We start from the raw sequence: 15645 nt of genomic DNA, 5'->3' as shown, positions 1-15645 counted from the left end.
ATCGCGCGCTCTATAGCGCGGGTTATGACGCAAGGGAAGTACGCCGCAGACGGGCTTCGCGCCAGAAGGTATAAATGCCTGATGATACGATAACCCCTGCGCCGATCAGTGTCAGCAGGTCAGGCCGTTCGCCGAAGACCAGAAAGCCGATAATCAGCGCAAAGATCAGCCGCGTATAGCGGAAGGGCGCGATCATCGACAGATCCCCGATCCGTGTCGCCGCAACGATGGCGTAATAGCCGCCGACCCCGGCGATGATCGCAAGGACCATGCGCAGCGTGTTTTCAGTGTCCGGCATCACCGGCGTCTGACCGGCGAGGTTAAAGAACAGCATGGCCGCCCCTGTGGGGATCACAATGACGAAGGCATAGGTGGACAGTTGCCGCGATGTGATATGTGCAGGCACGCGCCGTGTGGCCAGATCCCGGATGGCCAGCCCAATGACCCCCTGAACGGCGAAAAGCGAATTGGCATCAAACCCGTCCAGACCGGGCCGGATAACCAGCAACACGCCGCAAAGTCCGACGCTGACCGCCGCCCAGCGCCGCCAGCCAACGGTTTCGCCCAGAAACAGCGCCGCCCCCATGGTGACCACCAGCGGTGTCGCTTGCAAAATGGCCGAGGCGGACGAAAGCGGCGTCAGCGCGATGGCAAGCACATATCCCAGGGTGCCGACCACCTCTCCGGTATTGCGCAGGATGACTGCGGGGTGCAGCAGCGCCCGCGACAGCAGTGGATCACCGTAGACACGCGCGAGAGTGCCGAAAATGAGCGCACCGCCGATCCCAAGCAGGATCAGGATTTGCCCGACAGGCAGGGTCCCGGCCATTTGCTTGATGAACATATCTTCCAGTGCGAAGCCCAGCATCGCCAGAACCATCAGGATGCTACCGCGGATATTGTCCATTCAAGACTCCTGTGCGTTGACGGCTCAGCCATACGCGTGCGCGCCGGGGATGCAAGGCGCGATTATCGGGTCGTGATGTTTTCTGTCTGGCGCTGTCTAGCGTTTTTTGAGCGGTACGGCGTAAAGTTCCAGCCGGTGCCCCTTTAGCGCGTACCCTAGTTTTGCCGCGATCCGTTCCTGCAATGCCTCAATCTCGGGGTCGACGAATTCGATCACCTCGCCGGTTTGCATGTCGATCAGGTGGTCGTGGTGTTCGCGGTCTGCGGTTTCATAGCGGGCGCGGCCATCGCCGAATTCGTGCTTTTCAAGGATTCCGGTTTCTTCGAACAGTTTGACCGTCCGATAGACGGTGGCCAATGAAATACGCGGATCGGCGGCAGCGGCGCGGCTGTGCAATTCTTCCACATCCGGGTGGTCATCCGCTGCTTCGAGCACTGCCGCAATGGTGCGCCGTTGTTCGGTCATGCGCAGCCCGTGCGCCTGACATCGGGAAAGAATTGTGTCTGTCATACTGCGTCCATTCCAACCGGGGCACTGATAGCGGGCCTTGGCGCAGGTTTCCAGCCCGCAGCGCGCGTGCAACCTAAAACCACTTGATCCAGCGCAGAACCACAAACACAGCAACACCCAGCACTGCCACCCCCGCGCAGAGCAGCGCAAAAGCATAAGGTGCTTCGGTTCCCGGCATTCCTGCGAGATTAACACCGAACAGCCCGGTTAAGAAGCCAAGGGGCAGAAAAATCGCTGCCACAACAGACAGCAAATAGCTGTTGCGCCCCAGACGCGCGTCGTTGGACAGGTTCAGATGAGTGGTCAGGGTTTGCAACCGGTCGCGGACTTCGGTCACCTCTTCGACAGACCGTCGGACCCGGTTGGCATTGTCGCGCAACCGGTCGCGCAAGGCCTGTGGTAACAGCGGGGTTTCGATTTCCGTGAGATCCAGCAGTGCGTCGCTCAGCGGTCCGATATGGCGACGCAGGCGGATGGCCATCCGGTGCATGGGTGCCAGTTCGGGTGCATCCAGCCTGCCATCGTCATAGATCATCTCTTCGAGATCGTCGGCGCGCTCTTCCAGATCAACCGAGACGGCTTCGATATGTCCGGCGACGTTTTCGCAGACCCGGGCCAGCAAGCGCCCCGCTGTGGGGGGTGCATGCCCCCGGTCGATATCGCTGCGCAGATCATCCATCGCAAAAACCCGCACACGCCGGACGCTGACCACCAGCTCGGATGTCACCCAAAGGCGAAGCGAGACCATATCTTCAGCTTCAGCACCGGCATTGCGGTTAATTCCGCGCAAGGTCACGATCAATGCACTATCATGGGTGGCGACCCGCGGTCGAGTTTTTGCCGCTAGCAGGCTGCGGGCGGCGGCGAGTGGCAGCTGTGTCGCCCAATCAGTTAGGAAAGGATCGGACAGGTCGAAATGCAGCCAGCGATACGCGGCACCGGGCGCCGGATGTGGCGCGACATCTGTTGCGATATGCGCGGACCCGTCGCTGTGGATGTCAAAGGCGTGGATCGCCTGGGGGCTGGCATCAATAGACAAGGCGGCCTGCCATGACCTGTTTTGCGGTGCCGCTGATTGTGACGGATACCGGAACGCCGTTTTGGGTTTTTGCCTCTATTTGAGACGGCCGCCCCATCGCGGCCCCCTGATGGATGATCAAATTTTGCGATGTCTTTTCGATTTCGGTCAAAAGCGCTGCGAGTGTTGCCGCCGCGCTGCCGGTGGCGGGGTCTTCGGGGATATTGTCGAGCGGTGCAAACATGCGGGCGAATATAATTTTATCGCTGCGGGTGTAGGCATAGAGCGCGAAATCCAGACCGCCCGGATGCAGCGCGGCACCCCGTTCGATCTGGTCCAGCGCGGGTTTGCAGCTGTTCAGCGCCTCCGCGTCGGTCAGTTCGACGATGACAAAAGGCAAGCCAAGGCTGCATTGCACGGGGGCGTGCCGGTCGGTGCGGATCGCGTTCACCGGCAAGCCGAGTGCTGCGGCGACAAGCGCTGGCGCTGGTGTGGCAAGCCGTTCCAGAGGGGCGCTGGTGGTGAAAGCTGCACCGCTGTCATCGACTCGGCAGGCAATCGGGCCGACGCCAAGTTCCAGCACCATGTCGCCCTGATGCCCTTGATCGTGCAGCGCGATGGCGGTGCCGATGGTCGGGTGGCCCGCAAAAGGGATTTCCATGGTTGGGGTAAAGATGCGCACGCGCGCCGTGTGGGACGGGTCCGCAGGTGGGTAGACAAAGGTGACTTCGGAAAAGTTGAACTCTTGCGTGATCTTTTGCAGATCGCCTTCTGGCAGTTTGGTGGCATCGGGGAAGACGGCAAGCTGGTTGCCGCCAAAAGGCTGATCGGTGAAAACGTCGTAAACGAAATAATGGGTCATTGCGCGTTCCTAATATGGCGGTGCGCAACACTAAGCACAGGAGTTGCGCAGGCAGCAACCGCCAAAGCCGCCGTCAGGGCATCCGCAACCAGGTACCGCCCAGCGCCCGAATATCTGCTCCGCTGCCGATCTTGAACCGCGCGAGGCCAGCGGCGTTTTCAGTGTCCACGTTGCCAAGGTCCAACCGGGTGAAGCCCTGCGCGGCAAAATGATCCGCCGCCTGTATCAGCAGCGCGTGATGCGCGCCAAGCTTGCGCCCGTCTGCGTTGGTCCAGCCGATGTGGTAGGTAACAACCGGCGCATGGCACAGCAGCAGCATCGCGGCGATGGGGTCACGTTTAATCCGCGCGGTGAACAGGATCGCATCCTGCGGATACAGCGTGGCAAAGGCATGCAGCACATTCTGCGGCAGGGCCCGGTAACCTTTGCTGCGCTGCTGATCCAGATCGGCCTGCAACAGCCAGTGGTGTAGATCCGGCGCGAAGGGTTCGCGTTTGATCCTGAACGGCCCGCGTCGCCCCCGCCGCCAGATATTGCGCCATTTGCCATGCGCGTTGTTGAGCCTGTCGTCATGGCTGCCGGTCAGGTCTAGTTCGGCCACATAGGCGCTGGTCATGATCTGCCGGTATCCCGCCATCCGCATTACGTCGGGCTGGTCGCGGTCGCTATTGATCACATGGATGCGCAGAGCGCGCAGTGCAGCTGGATCAGGTGTCGCCCACACCGGGCCGCGTGGGGCGAAGCGCAGGCCAAAGCGTCGGATGATCTGCACCGGGGCCGCACCGGGCAGGTCGTAGCGTGCGACCCGCCGCCCCAGCAACCCAAGCGCCGCGCCGAATCCGGGGCTTTGTTGCAAGGGAAGAGCGGGTGCATGGGTCATAGGCGTGTTAAGCCAATGGAAACCTAATGCGTGGTTAATGGCCCCATGAAACAGAACAGAAAACATCGGGCCGTGGCAGGCGTGATTGCCCCGCCGCCACGGCCAACACCGCTTGGTGCGGCGCTTGTTGCCACTTGCGTGACGCTTCCGCTATGTCTGATTTGGCTGGCGGTGCAGTTGATTTAGCCCAGTTGCACCAGCGCATGACGCTTTTTCCCAGCGCTGAGTTTCAGCGGCGCGGTCAGTGCCGCAGCGTCAATCATCAGCCCGGCATCGGTCAGTGGCGCATCATTCATTCGCGCGCCATTTTCGTTGATCAGCCGTTTGGCTTCTTTGCCGGATTTGGCCAATCCTGCCCGTACGATCAGTTGCACGATGGAAATACCGTCGCCCAGTTCATCCTGCGTCATGGTCAGCGTCGGCAGATCATCCCCGACGCCGCCTTTTTCAAAGACCTCGCGCGCGGTCGCCTCTGCTGTCGCCGCGGCCTCGGCCCCGTGCAGCAGGGTGGTGACTTCGTTCGCTAGGATCACCTTGGCCGCGTTGATCTCTGACCCTGCCAGCGCGCCCAATCGGTCGCATTCGGCCACGGGTAATTCCGTGAACAGTTTCAGGAACTTGCCGGTGTCGGCGTCCGTGGTGTTCCGCCAGAACTGCCAGAATTCATAGGGCGACAGCATGTCGCCGTTCAGCCAGACAGCCCCGTTCGCGGATTTGCCCATCTTGCGCCCGTCAGACGTGGTCAAAAGCGGTGTAGTCAGCCCATAGATTTCCTGATCCAGCACGCGGCGAGTCAGGTCGATGCCGTTGACGATATTGCCCCACTGGTCGCTGCCGCCCATCTGGAGCAGACAGCCATAGCGGCGGTTCAGTTCCAGAAAATCATAGGCCTGCAGGATCATGTAGTTGAATTCGAGGAAGGACAGCGATTGTTCGCGGTCCAGCCGGGATTTCACGCTCTCAAAGCTGAGCATCCGGTTCACGCTGAAATGCCGCCCGATGTCGCGCAGGAAATCAAGGTAATTGAGGCTATCAAGCCATTCGGCGTTGTTCAGCATGATCGCACCTGCGGGCGCGTCGCTGTAGTCGAGGTATTTGGCGAACACCTGCTGCATACCGACGATATTGGCGTCAATCTGTTCCGGCCCCAGCAAAGGGCGTTCATCCGACCGGAAGGACGGGTCGCCCACCTTGGTCGTGCCGCCGCCCATCAGGGTGATCGGCTTGTGCCCCGTCTTTTGCAGCCAGCGTAGCACCATAATGTTCATCAGATGACCCACATGCAGCGACTGCGCGGTGGCATCATAGCCGATATAGGCGGGCACCACGCCGTTGCTCAGGGCCTCATCAAGCCCCTGATAATCGGTGCAATCGGCCAGAAAGCCGCGTTCCATCATCACGGCGATGAATTCGGACTTGGGGTGGTAGGTCATTGGCTTGTTCCCGGAAATTGCTCGGTGCACTCTATAAGCAGGACAAGGGGCGAGGGAAAGCGGATGTTGAAGGATGGTGTGGTCAGGGCGCTGGGGACGATGTCGGGCACGTCGCTGGATGGTGTCGATGCTGCGGTGATCGACACGGATGGCGCGGTGATCCACGGGTTTGGCCCGCATGGGTATCGCCCCTATACGCCGGAAGAGCAGGCTGTGCTGCGCGCGCATCTGGGTCGCTGGCCAGATGATGGTGTGGCGGCGGCGGCCCGGTTGGTGGAAGAGGCGCATATTGATGTAATGCGCGGCTTTGCCGGGATCGAGTTGGCCGGGTTTCATGGTCAGACGCTGGCCCATGATCCGGGCGGGCGCGGAACCCATCAATGTGGCGATGGCGCGCGGCTGGCGGATGCGCTGGGGTATCCGGTGGCTTGGGATTTCCGCAGTCAGGATGTCCGGCAAGGCGGGCAAGGCGCACCGCTGGCGCCGTTCTATCATTTCGCGCTGGCCAAATGGCTGCGGGCGGATGCACCGGTGGCGTTTTTGAACCTTGGCGGGGTGGGGAATATTACCTGGATCGACCCGTCCTATGCCCGGCCAGAGGAACCGGGCGCATTGCTGGCCTTTGATATCGGCCCGGCCAATGCCCCATTGAATGATCTGATGATGGCCCGGCGCGGGCTGCAGTTTGACGCGGATGGCGCGCTGGCTGCGACGGGGCGTGTTGCAGAAGGCGTGATCTGCGATCTGCTGGCGCATCCGTTCTTTGCGCAGGTGCCGCCGAAATCGCTGGATCGGGATGCGTTTGCGGGGCTGAGCGCGGGTGTCGCTGGGTTGAGCGATGCGGATGCGGCGGCGACACTGACGCAGGCGGTGGTCGAGACTGTGCGCTTGGGGTTGGCGGCATGCCCGTCGATGCCCGCGCAGGTCTTTGTCACTGGGGGCGGTCGGCAGAATGCGACAGTGATGCGCGGGCTGGCCAGTCTGATCCCGCAGGTGGCCCCTGTTGAAAAGGTCGGGTTAAATGGCGACATGTTAGAGGCGCAGGCATTTGGGTTTTTGGCGGTCCGGGTTGCGCGTGGTTTGCCCATCTCGGCCCCGGCAACAACCGGCGTCCCGGTTCCTGCATGCGGTGGGCGCATATCCGGTATGAGCTGACGTCATAATCACGCCATATTCTCCCGCTTATTGGTCGCGATTTATTACATAATAATACATTAACGAAATTACTGTATGTTATTTTTTGCGAGTTATCGCCGTAATTTCGACAAATTCGATATTCCCCGTTCACGCCCGTGTGAGTGGGATTGAACCTTTTTTCCGGATGCACAGTTGTATGGGACACGACAACCGATCAACGGAGAAAAACAATGAACAACACTTTTAAAGCTGCCCGCGTGAGCATCCTGGCTGCACCCTTGGCCATCGCGGCTGGCATGGCATCTGCTGGCGGTCTTGCCGACCCGGTAGTTGTCCCCGCCCCAACACCTGTGCCTGCACCTGCCCCTGTAATGATGGGCTCTGACTGGACCGGCTTTTACGCTGGTGGCCAGCTGGGTTACGGCCAGGTTGAATCTGACGCGCTGACCGAAGATGGCGAAGACCTGACTTACGGTGCACATGCTGGTTACATGCATGATTTCGGCGCATGGGTCGTCGGCGGTGAACTGGATATTGATGGTTCCGAGATTGAACAAGACGGCGTCGAAGTTGACAGCGTCGCACGCGCAAAACTGAAAGTTGGTTATGACGCTGGTAACTGGCTGCCATATGCGACCGCTGGTGTTGCTCAGCTGAACACATCATCTGATGTAGATGCATTCGACGGTGATGACACAGGTAACTTTGCTGGTCTGGGCGTCGAATACCGTGTGAGCAACAGCATGCGCGTTGGTGCAGAAGTTCTGCAGCACCAGTTTGACGACTACAACGATAGCGGTGAAGATATCGATGCCACAACTGCTGCTGCACGCGTGACATTCCAGTTCTAATTGAACTGACCAAAATATGCGTCTTGTCGCATCGTCCCCTCTTTGCGACGGATGCATTCATGGGGCCTGCTGGAAACAGCGGGCCCCTTATTTTTATGAAAGCATCTGATCAACTGTTGCGCCAATATTTCCGGTGTTCAACGCGGTGAATGCGCCGTTTTCCAGCATATCTTGCGCCGCGTCGTGGATAACCCGATGGGTCGCACGCGCGAGCGCTGAGCCAAGCGAAATCCGTGCCACCCCGATCTTGGCGAAATCGCTGAGCGTTTGTGCGGTGTAGTTCCCAGCGGCCAGCGCATTGACCGGAAGGGATGTGGCCGCGCAGATCCGCGCGAGATCGTCCATCGACGGGGGCATCGGGCAGTAGAGGCAATCTGCCCCGGCAGAGGCGAACCCTTGCAGCCGTTTGATCGCTTCATCCATGTCGTATTGACCGATCATCACCCCGTCCGCGCGGGCTGTCAGGACAAAATCATCGGGTAATGCGCGGACAGCGGCTGCGGCGGCTTTGATCCTTTCGATGGCCAGCGCGGTGTCATGGGCGGTGCCTGCCGGGAACATCGTGTCCTCGATGCAGATCCCTGCAAGCCCGACCTCGGCCGCGAGTCGTACCGTTTCGGCGCAGGTGTCCGGATCGTCACCGAACCCATTCTCAAAATCACCTTGCACCGGCACAGTGGCAACCGAAAGGATTTCGCCGGCATGCGCCAGTGCTTCATCCCGTGTCAGCGTGCCGCCATCCGTGCGCCCCAGTGTGAACGCATGTGCCGCAGAGGATGTCGCAAGCGCCTTTGCCCCCATGGATTGCATCATCTTGGCGCTGCCCCGGTCCCAGATATTGACCATGATGAAAGGGTCACCCTTTACATGCAGGGCGCGAAAGGTCTTTGCGGGGTGGGTCATGGTGTTGTCCTTTTCAAATAGTGTTTTTCAATGTCGATCAGGCGCTGTTTGCGCCAAAGACCACCGCCATATCCGGTCAGCGCGCCGTCCGCGCCGATGACCCGGTGGCAAGGGATGATCAATGCGATCTGGTTGGCCCCATTGGCCCGTGCAACGGCCCGCGTCGCTGTTGGTGCATCAATCTGGCGGGCAATCTCGCTATAGCTGCGCGTCTCGCCTGCGGGGATGGTTTGCAGGGCGGTCCAGACTTGCCGGGTAAAGGGGCTGCCGTGCAGCACCAGCGGGGTGGTAAAGCGGTCGCTGTCGCCTGCAAAAAAGGCGGAAAGCTCGCGTTCTACCTGATCTGTCGTGTCAAAGCGTCCGATGCCGATCTGACCTTTGGCCGCCTGATGCAGGCGTTGCAGTTCTTTGGGCAGCGCCTTGCGGTCGGCGAATTCCAGAAGATGCAGTGCGCGTTTATCGCAGATCGCGATCATCTGCCCAAGCGGAGTATCAATGTAATCTGCGCGCAGCAGCGCGTCCGCTTTGAAATGCCCCGGTGCCAGCCCGATGAGCCGGGCAAAGGCTGCCCGAAATGCCGAAGGGCTGTCAAAGCCCGCGTCAAGCTGGGCGTCGATCACCTTGCCAGTGCTGAGCGCGGTGAACCCATGCGCCAGACGCCGCTGGCGTGCCATGTCCAGGAAGGTCACCCCGACGCTACGCTTGAACGCGCGCCGGACGGTCGAGGGGTCAAACCCCATGGCGCTGATATCCGCCTCTGACCAGCGCCGGGTCGGGTCTGCATCCAGCGCGTCAATCAGTTGCGTAACAGCCGGGTCAGGCTGGCCCAGTGGTTGACAGCGTTTGCAGGGGCGAAAGCCCGCATCAACACAAGCGCGAATATCGTTGAAAAAGCTACAATTCTGCCGCTTTGGCTTGCGGGCAGGGCAGGTGAGCCGACAAAAGATACCGGTGGAGGTCACACCCACATAGGCACGCCCGTCATAAACGGGATCGCGCGCCAGCAGGGCGGCATAAAGTGTCTCATCAGAGGGAAGGTCAAAAAGCATGGGTCATCTATAGCCCATGCGCTGCATCCGCGCCGCCTGAATTCGGGCGTTTATTCGATTTGGTCCTGCGCAAAGCTGATCAGCCGCTGAAGTGCCGCGAGATAGGCGCCATCATCAATCGTCATGGCCACCCGGATATGCCCCGCTGCGGCTTGTCCAAAGCTTTCACCGGGCATTACGGCGATGTGTTCCGCGTCCAGCAGGGCATTGGCAAAGCCATCACCGCTGAGCCCGGTCGCCCGGATATCCAGCATCACATACATTGCCCCCTGTGCGGGCACGGCGCGGATGACATTCTGTCCGGCCAGTGCCTGCATGCTCAGGGCGCGGCGGCGGCGGAAAGGGGCGGCGATAGCCTCTTCCGTGACGCACCCCTGTGACAGCGCGAATTCGGCGGCGTCCTGAATATAGCCGGGCACGCCATAGGTGGTGTGGGTGGCCAGATTGGCCAGATGCGCGATGGCGTCGGTGGGTCCGCAAATCCAGCCGACTCGGCTGCCGGTCATCGCGTGGCTTTTGGACATGGACCCCACCACCAGCGTCCGCTCGGCCATGCCCGGAAGCATGCAGGGGCTGATGTGTTGGCCTTGCCAGACTTGGGTATCGTAAACCTCATCCGAGATCAGCCAGAGATCGTGATCCTGACAGGCGCGGGCGATGCCATTCATTGTCTCGGCTGAATAGACGACACCTGTGGGGTTGTTGGGTGTGTTGATCAGAAGCGATACGGCACCTGCGGCCTCTGCCGCGATTGCCGCATGTGTGGGTTCGAAATTTGTATCCGGTGTGGTGACGATGGATTGCGCGATCGCGCCCACGCCCCGGATCGTGCCGGGGTAGGTGGCGTAATATGGATCGACGTAAAGTGCTTTATCCCCTTGATTGCAAACGCCCATATGGGCCGCAAACAATGCGGCCTGACCGCCGGGTGTGATCAGGATGTTGTCTTTGCTGGTGGGCACGCCGGTGCGCGCGGCGATCCGTTCCGCGACCGCGTTGCGCAGCGTGTCGCTGCCCGGAATAGCGGCATAGCCGGTGTTTCCAGCAAGGGCGGAGTTGTACATTGCGCCCAGAATATCGAGGCTGGTGCGGATGTCATGTTCGCCGATGGTCAGCTCAGTCACAGGGGTGCCCGCCGCGATCATGCGCCGTGCCTTGTAGAACACATCCCAGCCGTCAGAGCCGCCGCCGGTGATGTTGGTGATGCGTGATGACAATTCCATGATGCGAGGGGAAAGCGGATTTGGGGGCAAAGTCAACCGGGGAGCTGTTTGAGATTGCGTGGGCCGGGGCCCTCTTTTCCTTTGATGTCAGCCGGGTTGTATAAGGCGCAGGTTTTCAGGCTGAGACAGCCGCAGCCGATGCAGCCGTCGAGCTTGTCGCGCAACTCTTCAAGCGCTGCGATGCGCGTGTCGATTTTCTTGCGGAATGTTTTGCTGATCCGGGTCCAATCGGCCTTGGTCGGGGCTTTGTGGTCGGGCAGATCGCGCAGGTGTTCGGCGATTTCAGACAGCGGAAAGCCAAGCGTTTGGGCGGCCATGACAAAGGACAGCCGCCTGATGTCTGCCCGGCCGTAACGCCTGTGACCGCCCTTGTTTCTAACGGGATGAACGATGCCGTGGGTTTCGTAAAACCGGATCGCCGAGACCGCCAGCCCTGTGCGGTCGGCCAGATCGCCAATGGTCAGCCCCTGCGTCATGAAGAAATCCCTTGATCTAAAGTTAACTTGAGAAATTACAACAGATTCGCAACAGGCTGAAAAGAGGAGAAACCCCGTGTCACACCATCATACGACCCGTTATTGCGCCGACCCTGAAACGCTGAATCTGCTGCGTCGCGACGGGATCGGCTGGGGGCATGATCTGGAGTGCGGGCATTTTTACGATGCTGCGCCACCGCGGCGGGGGCACCCTTTGGCCAGGCTTGTCACGCTTTGGAAAAGGAGAAACGAAAATGGCACAACTGGAACACGTCAACATCACGGTGGCCGATCCCAAGAAGACGGCGGCGCGGCTGTCGGAATTGTTCGGCTGGCACACACGCTGGGAAGGCTCCGCCATGGGTGGCGCTGGTTATACCGTGCATGTCGGCTCTGACGATAGCTATGTTGCTGTGTATTCGGGCAGTGATCCGGACCAGACCGTGCCGCGCTCTGACGCTAGCTATGCCACACGGGGCGCGCTGAACCACATCGGCGTCGTGGTGGAAGACATTGACGCGACAGAGAAAAAGGTCAGGGAGATGGGGTATGACCCACATAGCCATGCGGATTACGAACCCGGTCGCCGTTTCTATTTCTATGATGAAGACGGGGTGGAGTTTGAAGTGGTCTGTTATGACTGACCGAGCGTCGCCTGTGTCTTTTTTGGCAGGCTTTTGACGATGATGTCATAAGAGGTTTGGATGCGGTGGCGGAGCTCATCCGCTGGCGCATCCAGCGACACCAGAACCCAGCTTTTGTGAAAATAGGGTGCTTTGGTCGCGGCCCCCGCGTCGATCAGCATCTGTGCGGTTTCGACACTATCCGTCTTGGTGCAGACCCCGTCGATCCGGTCGCCGAAACAGGCGAACATCTTGCCGCCGACCTTCCAGCTATCCAGCTCGGTCGTGGGGTCAGAGGCGCGGGCGCCGGGCAGTGCGGCGCAGATTGTGTTGACGGCATCACGTGACATATGTGCAGGATGGCGCAGGAAATGCGGGGTGGCAAGATGGCGAAATTTGTGGCGTTTCTGCGGGGCATCAATGTGGGTGGTCACCGCAAAATACCGATGGCTGATTTGCGTCGGATTTGCATCGGACTTCTGTCGGACCCGAACGTACGGTCCTATATCGCTTCTGGTAACCTTTTGTTCACGGCGGATGGTCCGCCCGCGCGCCATGCACAGGTGATCCGGGATGGGATTGCAGCGGCGTTCGGCTTTGACGTGCGGGTGTTGGTGCTGCCAGAGGCAGAGATCCGTGCGGTGCTGGACGGCTGCCCCTTTCCGCGCGATGCGGGCAATAAGGTGCATGCCTTTTTGTGCTTTGACATCCCGCAGCTGGATTACGCCGGGGTCGACGCGCTGAAGGCAGGGACGGAAGCGGTCACCGTGGTGGACCGCACGGTTTGGTTACATGCGCCTGACGGGATGGGCCGCTCAAAGCTCGCTGAAAAGCTGGACCGGCTGATCGGGGTGGAGGTGACGGCCCGCAACCTTAATACCATGCAAAAGATGGTGGCGATGTTGGATGAGGCGCGGGGCTGATGGCTGCGGTTTGCGACAGGGAAAATCTGTTTTGACAAAACTGGGGTGAACTGAATTTATCCGACCATCGGTGCCCTGCAATTTACAGCGCATCCATTTTTGAAATGAATTTCGATATGACACGAGGGAGATATAGATGCAGCCGAAACAAATGGGTTCTGTGCGCTGGGGGATTCTTGGTTGCGGTGATGTCACCGAAATTAAAAGCGGCCCGGCGCTACAGAAAGCGCCACGTTCGGACCTGATATCTGTGATGCGCCGTGATGGTGACAAAGCTGCGGATTATGCCAAGCGGCACAATGTCCCGCGCTGGACGGATGACGCGGCTGTGCTTTTGGCAGATGAGGATATCAATGCCGTATATATCGCGACACCGCCCAATTTACATGCTGATTATGCGGTGCGGGCCTTGCAGGCTGGCAAGCATGTCCTGCTTGAAAAGCCAATCGCATTGAATGCAGAAGAATGTGATGTAATCGAAGCCGCAGTGAAAGAAACAGGCGGTAAGCTAAGTGTGGCCTATTACCGCCGCGCGCTGCCACGGTTCGAGAAGCTGCGCGATATCGTTCAAAAGGGCAGCATCGGGACCATCAATCTGATCGAGGTGCGTCAGTTTAAACTGGCCAGTGATACAGCCAGCCAAAGCTGGAAAACCGATCCCACCGTGGGCGGGGGTGGCAGTTTTGTCGATATGCAGACTCACACGCTGGACTGGCTGACCTATTTGTTCGGGCCACCGGCGCATGTCAAAGGCCTTAAGAAAAACACTTTGAAGCTGTCCGCGGCAGAGGATTTTGTCAGCTATCTGTTTGATTATGATAGGTTCACCGTCGTTGGCCTGTGCTCTTACGCGGCGACACAGGATGAAGAAGCGGTCATCATCCATGGCGATAAGGGGACTGCCAGCATGGGCTTTTTCCGGCCGAGCGACATCACCCTGACCGTGGCAGGTGTTGCGCAGCACATCCACCTTCCTGACCCGCCGCATGTGCATCAACCTTTCGTCGAGCGCGTCATAGGATATTTTCTGGACGACGCACCAAACCCGTGCAGCGCACAAGACGGCCGTCTGAGCACAGAGCTGGTCGGGGAGATTTTTGCCGGATTATGAAGGGTCCGAGGCGACAGGCCGCCATTGGGTTGTTGAGGTTAGCCCCTTCCAGCGGTGACTGCCGATGAAAGTTAAATGGACAAATTGCCGGTGGGCTGCTAGGAAAGCGCCATGAAGACAACCTGCACCATTATTTGCTGCATTATTATCTGCTGACATCTGTCGCGGGTTGCTCTTTCACGTTTCACATCAGAACTGAAGTTGCTAAGCCCGCGGCGCAACCCTTCTGCGCGTGAGGCATCATGACCACCATTCGGCTGAACAACACCAAGACCCGCAGGCGTGAGGAATTCACGCCGCTCGACCCGGCGAATGTGCGCATGTACCTGTGCGGGCCGACCGTCTATGACCGCGCGCATCTGGGCAATTCGCGCAATGTGCTGGTGTTTGACGTACTGTTTCGCTTGCTCCGCCATGAATATGGTCCGGATCATGTAACCTATGTGCGCAACTTCACGGATGTGGACGACAAGATCAACGCGCGCGCGGCTGAGACGGGCCGCGAGATCGGCGATATCACCGCCGAAACGATCGGCTGGTATCACGATGATATGGATGCCCTTGGCGTGTTGCGCCCGACACATGAGCCACGCGCGACCGATTATATCGGTCAGATGGTGACGATGATTTCGGGGCTGATTGAGGCCGGTCATGCTTATGCGGCTGAAGGGCATGTGCTGTTTGCCGTCGAAAGCTATGATGATTATGGCAAGCTGTCGGGCCGGTCACTGGATGATATGATCGCTGGCGCACGGGTAGAAGTTGCCCCGTATAAGCGCAATCCGATGGATTTCGTGCTGTGGAAACCGTCAGGCGATGGGATGCCGGGATGGGAGAGCCCTTGGGGTTATGGCCGCCCCGGTTGGCATATCGAATGTTCTGCCATGGCGCAGGACCTGCTGGGTGACACGTTTGATATTCACGGCGGCGGCAATGATCTGATGTTCCCGCATCATGAAAATGAGATCGCGCAGTCATCCTGCGCTTGCCCGGAAGGCGAGTTCGCCCGGTTCTGGCTGCATAATGAGATGTTGCAGGTTGAGGGCAAGAAAATGTCCAAATCCCTGGGCAATTTCTTTACCGTCCGCGATCTGCTGGATCAGGGGATACCGGGTGAGGTGATCCGGTTCGTGATGCTGGGCACGCATTATGGCAAGACGATGGATTGGACCGAAACCCGCCGTGCAGAGGCAGAGGCGACCCTGCGCAAGTGGTATGGCATCGTGCATGGTCATGGCTTTGGGCCTGACCTGATTGCGGCGTTGCAGGCTGACGGCAAATGGGTTGCAGATGCAGAGTTCATGGGAGTTCTGGCCAATGATCTGAACACGCCTGGCGCGCTGGCCCGGCTGCATGTGCTGTCCAAAGGCAAGACACCTGCGACCCTTGCCGGGTTTGCCCATGGTCTGGCGATGCTGGGGCTGGTTGGTGACTGGGCTGCGATCCCGATGTTTGAGGGGGGCGAGGCGGGCCCGGATGTGGCACCTGCGGTGGCCGCACGGGTGGATGCCTTATTGGCCGCCCGCGCCGAGGCGCGCGCCGCCAAGGATTGGGCCCGCGCGGATGAGCTGCGCGATGTGCTGAATGCTGCGGGGGTGCAGGTGACAGATGTGGGCGGGCAGGCGACATGGGTGCCCGGCCCGGATTTTGATGCGTCGCGATTGGGGGATGTATGATGGCAAACTTTCGCAGAAAGTTTGAAGGCAAAGTTTCTGCGAAACTTTGTTGGGGGCTGCGTT

17 protein-coding genes are annotated in these 15645 nt (G+C 59.6%); 6 read left to right on the top strand and 11 right to left on the bottom strand.

The features are described from left to right. Positions 1-22: 22 nt before the first annotated feature. The 6 genes from ACJ5NV_RS09925 to tyrS form a co-directional block, all read right to left on the bottom strand. Positions 23-907 carry a DMT family transporter gene (locus ACJ5NV_RS09925; protein ID WP_411643521.1) on the bottom strand — a complete coding sequence of 295 codons (885 nt, stop codon included), beginning with the start codon at positions 905-907 and terminating at the stop codon, positions 23-25. 96 nt (positions 908-1003) lie between these two features. Then, the gene (locus ACJ5NV_RS09920) at positions 1004-1417 is read right to left on the bottom strand and encodes a Fur family transcriptional regulator (protein ID WP_411643520.1); all 414 of its coding nucleotides are present in this window, start codon (positions 1415-1417) and stop codon (positions 1004-1006) included. 73 nt (positions 1418-1490) lie between these two features. Next, positions 1491-2456, bottom strand: a complete 966-nt coding sequence (locus tag ACJ5NV_RS09915; protein ID WP_411643519.1) for a CorA family divalent cation transporter — start codon at positions 2454-2456, stop codon at positions 1491-1493. Next, entirely contained in the window at positions 2446-3297 is an 852-nt protein-coding gene (locus ACJ5NV_RS09910) for a PhzF family phenazine biosynthesis protein (RefSeq protein ID WP_411643518.1), read from the bottom strand. The genes ACJ5NV_RS09915 and ACJ5NV_RS09910 overlap by 11 nt, the downstream gene beginning before the upstream one ends. 73 nt (positions 3298-3370) lie before the next feature. Further along, positions 3371-4177, bottom strand: a complete 807-nt coding sequence (locus ACJ5NV_RS09905; protein WP_411643517.1) for a GNAT family N-acetyltransferase — start codon at positions 4175-4177, stop codon at positions 3371-3373. Positions 4178-4359: 182 nt separating this feature from the next. After that, positions 4360-5610: a tyrosine--tRNA ligase gene (gene tyrS / locus ACJ5NV_RS09900; RefSeq protein WP_411643516.1), complete on the bottom strand. Its 1251-nt coding sequence runs from the start codon at positions 5608-5610 to the stop codon at positions 4360-4362. Positions 5611-5673: 63 nt separating this feature from the next. Between tyrS and ACJ5NV_RS09895 the strand changes: the two genes are divergently transcribed. After that, positions 5674-6765, top strand: a complete 1092-nt coding sequence (locus tag ACJ5NV_RS09895; protein ID WP_411643515.1) for an anhydro-N-acetylmuramic acid kinase — start codon at positions 5674-5676, stop codon at positions 6763-6765. Between the two features lie 212 nt (positions 6766-6977). Next, complete coding sequence (locus ACJ5NV_RS09890) at positions 6978-7598, top strand: outer membrane protein (protein ID WP_411643514.1); 621 nt, start codon at positions 6978-6980, stop codon at positions 7596-7598. A 93-nt stretch (positions 7599-7691) separates the two neighbouring features. Here the strand turns inward: ACJ5NV_RS09890 and ACJ5NV_RS09885 are convergent, their stop codons facing one another. The 4 genes from ACJ5NV_RS09885 to soxR are packed head-to-tail and all read right to left on the bottom strand — an operon-like array spanning position 7692 to position 11249. After that, the gene (locus ACJ5NV_RS09885; protein WP_411643513.1) at positions 7692-8501 is read right to left on the bottom strand and encodes an isocitrate lyase/PEP mutase family protein; all 810 of its coding nucleotides are present in this window, start codon (positions 8499-8501) and stop codon (positions 7692-7694) included. After that, positions 8498-9550: a bifunctional transcriptional activator/DNA repair enzyme AdaA gene (locus ACJ5NV_RS09880; RefSeq protein ID WP_411643512.1), complete on the bottom strand. Its 1053-nt coding sequence runs from the start codon at positions 9548-9550 to the stop codon at positions 8498-8500. Before ACJ5NV_RS09880 ends, ACJ5NV_RS09885 begins: the two co-directional genes overlap by 4 nt. 50 nt (positions 9551-9600) lie before the next feature. Beyond that, on the bottom strand, positions 9601-10773 hold the full coding sequence (locus ACJ5NV_RS09875; protein WP_411643607.1) for a pyridoxal phosphate-dependent aminotransferase: 1173 nt from the start codon (positions 10771-10773) through the stop codon (positions 9601-9603). 32 nt (positions 10774-10805) lie between these two features. Next, on the bottom strand, positions 10806-11249 hold the full coding sequence (soxR, locus tag ACJ5NV_RS09870; RefSeq protein WP_411643511.1) for a redox-sensitive transcriptional activator SoxR: 444 nt from the start codon (positions 11247-11249) through the stop codon (positions 10806-10808). 254 nt (positions 11250-11503) lie between these two features. On the opposite strand from soxR, the gene ACJ5NV_RS09865 reads away from it, so the two are divergent. Then, positions 11504-11893 carry a VOC family protein gene (locus tag ACJ5NV_RS09865; RefSeq protein WP_411643510.1) on the top strand — a complete coding sequence of 130 codons (390 nt, stop codon included), beginning with the start codon at positions 11504-11506 and terminating at the stop codon, positions 11891-11893. Here ACJ5NV_RS09865 and ACJ5NV_RS09860 read toward each other — a convergent pair. Then, positions 11884-12306, bottom strand: a complete 423-nt coding sequence (locus ACJ5NV_RS09860; protein WP_411643509.1) for an MmcQ/YjbR family DNA-binding protein — start codon at positions 12304-12306, stop codon at positions 11884-11886. The genes ACJ5NV_RS09865 and ACJ5NV_RS09860 overlap by 10 nt on opposite strands. Positions 12307-12318: 12 nt before the next feature. On the opposite strand from ACJ5NV_RS09860, the gene ACJ5NV_RS09855 reads away from it, so the two are divergent. The 3 genes from ACJ5NV_RS09855 to cysS all read left to right on the top strand — a co-directional run bounded on the left by ACJ5NV_RS09855 (position 12319) and on the right by cysS (position 15582). Beyond that, complete coding sequence (locus ACJ5NV_RS09855; RefSeq protein ID WP_411643508.1) at positions 12319-12795, top strand: DUF1697 domain-containing protein; 477 nt, start codon at positions 12319-12321, stop codon at positions 12793-12795. 136 nt (positions 12796-12931) lie between these two features. Then, the gene (locus tag ACJ5NV_RS09850; protein WP_411643507.1) at positions 12932-13906 is read left to right on the top strand and encodes a Gfo/Idh/MocA family protein; all 975 of its coding nucleotides are present in this window, start codon (positions 12932-12934) and stop codon (positions 13904-13906) included. Positions 13907-14148: 242 nt separating this feature from the next. Further along, positions 14149-15582 (top strand): cysteine--tRNA ligase, encoded by a 1434-nt coding sequence (cysS, locus tag ACJ5NV_RS09845; protein ID WP_411643506.1) that lies wholly within the window; start codon positions 14149-14151, stop codon positions 15580-15582. Positions 15583-15645 lie beyond the last annotated feature (63 nt).

Source organism: Loktanella agnita (assembly GCF_046640325.1).
GTDB classification, from domain to species: Bacteria; Pseudomonadota; Alphaproteobacteria; order Rhodobacterales; family Rhodobacteraceae; genus Yoonia; species Yoonia agnita.
The sequence above is the reverse complement of the archived record's forward strand: the minus strand, read 5'-3'. Positions and strand labels throughout refer to the sequence as shown.